The sequence below is a fragment of the Halobacillus sp. ABH2_015 genome, assembly GCF_056158945.1.
Window position 1 is genome coordinate 47,530 of record NZ_JBSWUG010000004.1, and the last position, 6,785, is coordinate 54,314.

8 protein-coding genes are annotated in these 6,785 nt (G+C 35.6%); 4 read left to right on the top strand and 4 right to left on the bottom strand.

What is annotated here, in order from left to right:
- Positions 1-209 precede the first annotated feature (209 nt).
- Together ACXAD6_RS20300 and ACXAD6_RS20305 are read left to right on the top strand one after the other, a co-directional pair.
- On the top strand, positions 210-899 hold the full coding sequence (locus ACXAD6_RS20300) for a hypothetical protein (RefSeq protein ID WP_474970543.1): 690 nt from the start codon (positions 210-212) through the stop codon (positions 897-899).
- Between the two features lie 53 nt (positions 900-952).
- Entirely contained in the window at positions 953-1,201 is a 249-nt protein-coding gene (locus tag ACXAD6_RS20305; protein ID WP_474970544.1) for a hypothetical protein, read from the top strand.
- A gap of 121 nt (positions 1,202-1,322) precedes the next feature.
- On the opposite strand, the gene ACXAD6_RS20310 is transcribed toward ACXAD6_RS20305, so the two are convergent.
- The 3 genes from ACXAD6_RS20310 to ACXAD6_RS20320 form a co-directional block, all read right to left on the bottom strand.
- Positions 1,323-1,730, bottom strand: a complete 408-nt coding sequence (locus ACXAD6_RS20310) for a type II toxin-antitoxin system PemK/MazF family toxin (RefSeq protein ID WP_474970545.1) — start codon at positions 1,728-1,730, stop codon at positions 1,323-1,325.
- A gap of 3 nt (positions 1,731-1,733) precedes the next feature.
- Positions 1,734-1,934: a hypothetical protein gene (locus tag ACXAD6_RS20315; protein ID WP_474970546.1), complete on the bottom strand. Its 201-nt coding sequence runs from the start codon at positions 1,932-1,934 to the stop codon at positions 1,734-1,736.
- A 316-nt stretch (positions 1,935-2,250) separates the two neighbouring features.
- Positions 2,251-2,526, bottom strand: a complete 276-nt coding sequence (locus ACXAD6_RS20320) for a hypothetical protein (RefSeq protein ID WP_474970548.1) — start codon at positions 2,524-2,526, stop codon at positions 2,251-2,253.
- Positions 2,527-2,905: 379 nt separating this feature from the next.
- On the opposite strand from ACXAD6_RS20320, the gene ACXAD6_RS20325 reads away from it, so the two are divergent.
- The gene (locus ACXAD6_RS20325; RefSeq protein ID WP_474970549.1) at positions 2,906-4,027 is read left to right on the top strand and encodes a DUF5677 domain-containing protein; all 1,122 of its coding nucleotides are present in this window, start codon (positions 2,906-2,908) and stop codon (positions 4,025-4,027) included.
- A 210-nt stretch (positions 4,028-4,237) separates the two neighbouring features.
- On the opposite strand, the gene ACXAD6_RS20330 is transcribed toward ACXAD6_RS20325, so the two are convergent.
- Positions 4,238-4,924, bottom strand: coding sequence for a toll/interleukin-1 receptor domain-containing protein (locus tag ACXAD6_RS20330; protein ID WP_474970550.1), 687 nt, complete (start codon positions 4,922-4,924; stop codon positions 4,238-4,240).
- A 1,240-nt stretch (positions 4,925-6,164) separates the two neighbouring features.
- Between ACXAD6_RS20330 and ACXAD6_RS20335 the strand changes: the two genes are divergently transcribed.
- Positions 6,165-6,656 carry an ArsR/SmtB family transcription factor gene (locus ACXAD6_RS20335; RefSeq protein WP_474970551.1) on the top strand — a complete coding sequence of 164 codons (492 nt, stop codon included), beginning with the start codon at positions 6,165-6,167 and terminating at the stop codon, positions 6,654-6,656.
- Positions 6,657-6,785 lie beyond the last annotated feature (129 nt).

Sequence of the window (6,785 nt, forward strand, 5' to 3'; positions counted from 1 at the left end):
ATTTAATTCAATCGACTCCTGTGTTATTGAGTTATATTCTATATGTATTATTGTGTTATAAATACTTGGGAAATGTATGATTCATAAAGGGTGTATTCTTTACAAGCCAGTCTTACTAGATAATTAGAAATGACATTTATGCTCTGCTTAACAAAAATGCTTTAAAGTTAAAATGTAGACATCATCAATATTTGAGGATGAGTACAATCATGAAATATCATGAGCGACTATATATTAAAAACTCGTATCTTGATTATCTAATATTTGGTCATTGGCCTTGTTTGAAGGGGTTTTTTGAGGGAATACCTTCATGGGTTTATAATAATCAAATCAGTAGACAAGAGGCAAAGTATTTACTAACTGAAATGATATCAGATATTTTTGATTTCCCTTTGGATGTTTCATTTGGTTATAGAACGGATGTTGTTCGCAAAATTAAAAGCAAAAGAAGTTACTCCCTTATTGAAACAACAATGAAATCTGAAATCCTACGCTTATACAATATAACTCAAGACAATCTGAAAAGTGTTACAAATACAAATAACGTACTACTCTATAGGGGGTTAAACCATCCTGAGTTACAGTCCTTCTATAAAGATCCAACTAAGTTGAGAACAAATACATTATCGTCTTTTACGACCAATAAAGACTTGTATACGAATGAAGTCCAAGTTGCTGTGGAAGTCCCAATTGACAACATCCTTTTTTTTGAGAACTTAAGTCCACTACAGGAATTACTTGATAAAGGTTGTGCTGCATTTATTACCACAGGATTGTACGCTGAAAGAGAGGTTATTGTGATGAACAAAGAAAAATACTTTGATATTAAAGAAGTAACACACCTTAATGAGGCTACAAGAAGAGTTAGAGAAATAGAAGAAGCTCCACCTTTTATGTGAATGTTTGTATACAGCCGTTCGGTAAGGTCAATACAAAAGAAAGGCTGGTCTAAATGAGAAACGGTGAAGACGTACTGGGCACTGTAATTTATGAACATAATAACTCTGATCAACAAACCCTGTTGCTAAAAGATCTGAAATCGAATGAATCTCAGGAGCATCATTTGGAAAATGCTGACAGAATCAACCATAAGGGACGCCAGCAGTTAGTGAAAGCAGAAAATACAGGAAAGTTAACTGAAGAAAAGCTCGTGGATAGTTTGACGGTCGAAAATAACTATCGAGACAAAAACACGATATGATCAAGAAGTACGTTCTCAAGCTATTGCTAAAATGGAGAGTCATGTAAGACAATCTATGCATTCTAAAAACCATGATTTAAGTATGTAATATGAGTATGATTGTCCTTATGTATAATAGTTCTTATAGACCTTGCTGTCTTCCAAGTTGGACACTTTTCCTTAGCTGGATTCCTTTACGGTTACAAGCGTTAGACATTTGTATGGTTTCCAAGAGTTGTCTGGTTGTTATAGTACCGTATTTTTCAAGTTTCTTTAGGTCTTCGACTGGCATATTGAAGGTATTGTCTTGTGTACACATAATTGCCGAATCCTTCTTTAATCCATTTGTCTCATTCTTTTCCACGCCTACGCTAAATCGTGTGGCTGGAAATTTATCAATCTGAGATGTCAGAGTCCTTAGCATCGCTACATCGTCATCTACATCAACAACTAAAACAGGACGCTTTGCCTTCGGGCTAAGTTGCCCCGTTTTTTTATCATAGAAAGCGATCTCCACACCGTATACATCCTTTGGGTTTATATCATTCATCGTTTAGTCCAGATCCCATAATTTCTTTTGATCTGGATCATCTGGATCCACAATGACTACTCCATCCTCATTAGGTTTAATCCGTGTTTCATATAAACCTTTACCGGTCATTTTTTTTAGGAGTTCACTTTGCTTTTTCTCTATTTCACGCAATCGTTGAATTTCTTTCCACATTTCTTCTTCAGTCAAATGATCATTACTCACAAGAATCCCTCCATAGTTGTAGTTATATGCATTGTAACACATGTTAAACGAGTAGTAATGAGTTAATGTGTTATATAATTCAATGACATAATAATACAAATTAGCTTCATTCTGAGTTAAGGTAAGTTTGAAACATATGAAATACTTCATACAGGGAGGGCGTTAGGTAAATGCGGATTTACAAAGTTAAGCAAATTAGAACATAATAAATCGGTTCCTTTACAACGCCTTAGAACCGATTTATTGAGTTAGTTTATTAAGATAAAGCCCCTGTTACTTAAAGACTCGATTTCGAGATGTAGACATTATACGAAACCTACCCTCCCATTATTAAAGATAAATAATTTATAAAAGCAAACCATCCTAAGGAAGCTATACTTAATGTAAGCACAGCAAGTGACAGGTAAGGGTGATAGCCCGAATTTTGTTTTGATCGTACTAAGAAATATATTGCCCCCAAAATACTTACTACAAATATCAATCCCAAAATAACATTCATTACATTAGACAGTCTGATTCCGAAACCAACAAATACGTTAATTAAATAAATCAGGTTAACAATTACTGATATTGCTAATAATGTTTTCTTCATAGTACCTCCTTAATTAATGCTAGCGTGTTGATTAAAACATTCAGCTTTTACATAATTCCAATTATTTCAAATAGGGGCGAGGAACTCAATCCTTTCTCACTAAAAAGAGACTTATCATTACTGCAGATAAGCCCCCGTTAACGAAATACTCGATATTAAGATAATTTTCCAGTCAGGTTGAGAAAATATGGGCTTTCTGCTCTACGAGTACAATTCCCTTATCCAAATTCATACCTTTTTATTCAAAGCCTTTTTGAAGTATTATTAGGTTAATTATAGAAACGTATATCCTTCATGTTCTAAATGATACAAATAATGTACCATAGAAGTATAAATATGGAAGAGTTTAAAACTATAATTTCCTTTAGGAGGACACTTTATGAGTAAAAATGGCGAAGAAATAGAGTTAGATGATTTAGATGTATTAACGATTGTGTTTTATAGATTTATAGAAAAAATCCAAAAAGATGGTGAGTTAAAATTTACTGAAGATACCGCTGAAGAAGATATAAGAAAAGTACTCAAAGAAATAAGTAGTGATAAAGGTGATTACCAGGAATACATAGACGATTCTTTAATGTATTTTGGATATAGATTAAGAGAGGACAATAGAGTGCAAGAACAAACCTTTCAAGCAAACATAGAACAACATTACGGCTTCATCTTTTACCACTTAGAATTAATTTACCTATTAAGTATCAAACTCGGGGAATTAGTTTTCAATAAAGTACTTACCAATGATTCGCCTCTTTCTACACTGTTCAAAATGAAACATGTTAGAGCTTGTTCAATATATTCAGAAATAATTCACCTTATAAAAGGAGGCTACGGTACAGGAGCGATGTCTAGATATCGCTCGTTAAATGAACTAGCAGTTATTTCCGAATTCATATTCAAAAATGGTGAAAAAGCAGCGCAAGCTTACTTAGACTACTCTGAAGTAATGAAAGCTAAGGACGCTAGATATTTGTCGTATCTGTATGGAGACAATATTAATATTACTGAAGCAATGGAACATTTTGAAGGAATACAACCTGCATTATTGGATAAGTATGGAGACAAATTTGTTGATATAAAAAGCTTAAATGATTATGAATGGGCAAGACCATATTTAAAGTTAAACAAGGGTCAGCACCCTAATTTCGGAAGAATACGAAATGATGTAAAAAGAGATAAGGGTAGAGAACAGTATAAACTTTCTTCCAATAACATTCATGCTGCCCCAAAATCTATTATTTCCACCCTTGGCTCTCAAGAAGGCCTTCCTATAGCTGGAGTTAGCAATATTGGTATTGCAGAACCGGGTTCATGGGCAGTTTATGAATTACAACAACTTAACTCTATGTTACTAAGAATTATCCAAGATGCAGGAGAAACGAAAATCCTCGATAATTTACAAGTAATGTTCTCCATTAAACTTTTACAAAGGCTATGTAATTACGTTTACGAAGAATTCAGTAATGTAGAGAAAGAATTGATCCAAGAGGATAGTATTGAATAATTTATTTAAAGAGGTTATTTTAGTTTACAACCTAGGCTAAACGTCTAACTTATCATAAAGACTCAATTTAGAGCGATTATCCTTTATTGGACAATCGCCGCTGTTTTTATAAGAATCGAATCCAAAATCATAAAAGCTAAGGAGTGGTTCTCATGTCTTTATCGGAAGAGCTAGAGCCGTTCCCTCACTTCCAATGAGTAGACAAATAGCTTAGATGGTGACCAATTCTGCAAGCTTAGTTGCGACGTCTTCAATTGGATCTTCTGCAGTGTTTAGACCGTTTCGGGATCCGAGCAAGGGACTGACATCGCGAAGAGCTTCATAAGTTGTGTCATGCACAATCGGAATGAGACGCTCGCGAGAGAGGAGTGCCGAAAGTTCTTTGTCGGCGATGCCCTCTGCTGGAAGGCGGCGTAGCATCGAAGGAGTCACCAGCACAAGCCCAACTTTCGAGTTCGCCAAGCCCTTATCTATTGCGCGAAGTAACGGCACGCCGAGTGCAACGTCCTTCTCGCTGAACCAGACGGAGACACCGCGCGACTCGAGCAAATCGTGGAGTTCCTTGGCGATCCCTTTCCGGTCGTCCCACGCATGGCACAGGAATACGTCCCGAAGGTCAGGTCGCTCTGCCAACTTCTCGACATTACTGCGGACTGGTGTGAGAGCCCTAACTTCTTCTGTCGTGTACGAGACGGAAGAACCTGCACTCGACCAACTTGGTTTTGTACTACTCCCGGAACTTCTGGTACTGCTTCGGTCGCCTCCACTTCTAAGGGCTGGGGAATAAGAATGGCTTGAGTACGACCTGTAACTACTATAACGCCCACCGCACGCTGGGCAGTTGGCCCTGGCACTGGCTGTTCGATGCCCCTTTACTGGAGCCGTACATCTAGCCATGCCTAATCCCTCCTAATTGAATGAGTAGTACTGATCCTTTTACAATACCCATATCAGTTGCCTCCTTAATTTATAGTTAATTTCGATATTTCCGTCTTATTTGTTTTATTAAATAAGACCCCATAATCCATATACGAATGAGTACATAAATCGTTTCAAAAATGGCTATTATCTCGAAACTGAGTCTTCAACAAACCTGCCCTTTAGCTAAAGACTCAGTTTCAAGACAAAGTAAAAGAATGATAATGCTGCAACACTAATTAACACGTAAATTAGTGTCCAAAACTGTACTTTCACCTGACTCACCTAAAATGAAATTGGTACTTAGCGTTGTAAATCTACTCGTTCCTTACGCTATCCCAAAGAAAGGTAAACTATACCCTGGAAATCCTAGTACTTTACGTACTCTGTGTTCCATTGAAATAGGGGATAGTTCGATAAATTATATTTCGATGCAACACAGAGTACATGAGAAACACCAATTCTTCTAATATATCTGTTTACTGTGTATATATTTTTAAATTAAAGCGAAAACTTAGATACATTAGTCTGCTCGAATAAACAATTCATGATTGCATAAGACCAATTCTCAAATAAAAAGAACTTACAGTAGGATCTATCAAGTACGGGCGCTTATAACTGATATCATCGTTTGGTTTAATTACTTTTTGTATTATTGAGCTATATTCCATATGTAGTATTGTATTGGTTAATTCATTACTACTAATAAATGACTAGGACCGCATTTGTTTAATGCAACTTTTTGGTTAATGTAGATACGTTTCTTTCATGTATGTTTTAAATTTACATTCGAGTAATTACTTAGTAGCAACTACGATATGGTCGAAAAATAAAGATGCTCATTAAAAAGGGGTAGTGAGTTCTTGAATTACGTAATAATTCATTACCTATTGTGCATCATTGTAGTATTTACTACAATGATGCACAATTGCCGAGGTCCAGAGAGTAAAACGTAGAATACGTACATTAAAAATTATGTTGCATAAGAGTATTATTAACGGCGAAAACTCAAGGAAAATAAGAAGCGTAGGGTTAGTTTTTAATTCTTTACGTACGCTATCTGCGTTTTTCTGGCAGTCCCGAACTTTTTATTTTCGTCTGCAACACAATAAGAAAATCGTCTTTAGTTTCGCCCCATACATTGACATTTGCATTTACAAATCGTATTATAATTACAAATTAAATTGTGAATCCAAACGAATAACAAAGGGGTCTAAGAATGATGCAAGAAACTAAAAGAAACCCAGATATCATGGAAATTAATTGGAACCAACAAAAAGTATTATCTAATCCCTTGCGATCTAGAATAGTAGCTCTTCTCTACGAAAAAGCTATGACACCTAAACAAGTAGCTGACCTAGTAGGGAAAAATCCTGGAACTGTTTACTATCACATTCAACAACTTTTAAAGTATGAAATCATAAAAGTGGAAAGCATAAACACTGACAAGGGGGTAGTGGAGAAATTTTACAGGTCTAAGGCTGTCTCATTTAAGAACCCTGAAAAAGTGGACACTCCAGGGCTTATTGATGGTAAATCTGCAAACATTTATTTATCGGACAAGCTTTTAAATCAATTAAATGAAGAACTTGAAAATCTTTTCTTAAAGTTTGGTAACTTATCTTATCACGAAAAGGATGCTGAAGAACAATCACCTTATTCTGTAGAATATATCATTAAAGAGTTCAATGAGGAGGAGAAGGAAGAATGAAAAAAATAAAGCCCTTCGTAATGGAAAGAAACTTCTTAATATTGATATCAGGAGTCTTTATAAATGGACTTGGAAGTGGTATTTACTCAGTTGCAGGGATGTTGCTAGTTTTGGAGTTGAGTGGAAGCG

Bases quoted from the DNA above. Each gene is read 5' to 3' on its own strand.
- ACXAD6_RS20335 (WP_474970551.1), top strand. From the start codon at position 6,165: ATGATGCAAGAAACTAAAAGAAACCCAGATATCATGGAAATTAATTGG.
- ACXAD6_RS20310 (WP_474970545.1), bottom strand. From the start codon at position 1,730: ATGAATGATATAAACCCAAAGGATGTATACGGTGTGGAGATCGCTTTC.
- ACXAD6_RS20320 (WP_474970548.1), bottom strand. From the start codon at position 2,526: ATGAAGAAAACATTATTAGCAATATCAGTAATTGTTAACCTGATTTAT.
- ACXAD6_RS20325 (WP_474970549.1), top strand. From the start codon at position 2,906: ATGAGTAAAAATGGCGAAGAAATAGAGTTAGATGATTTAGATGTATTA.
- ACXAD6_RS20330 (WP_474970550.1), bottom strand. From the start codon at position 4,924: ATGGCTAGATGTACGGCTCCAGTAAAGGGGCATCGAACAGCCAGTGCC.
- ACXAD6_RS20300 (WP_474970543.1), top strand. From the start codon at position 210: ATGAAATATCATGAGCGACTATATATTAAAAACTCGTATCTTGATTAT.
- ACXAD6_RS20305 (WP_474970544.1), top strand. From the start codon at position 953: ATGAGAAACGGTGAAGACGTACTGGGCACTGTAATTTATGAACATAAT.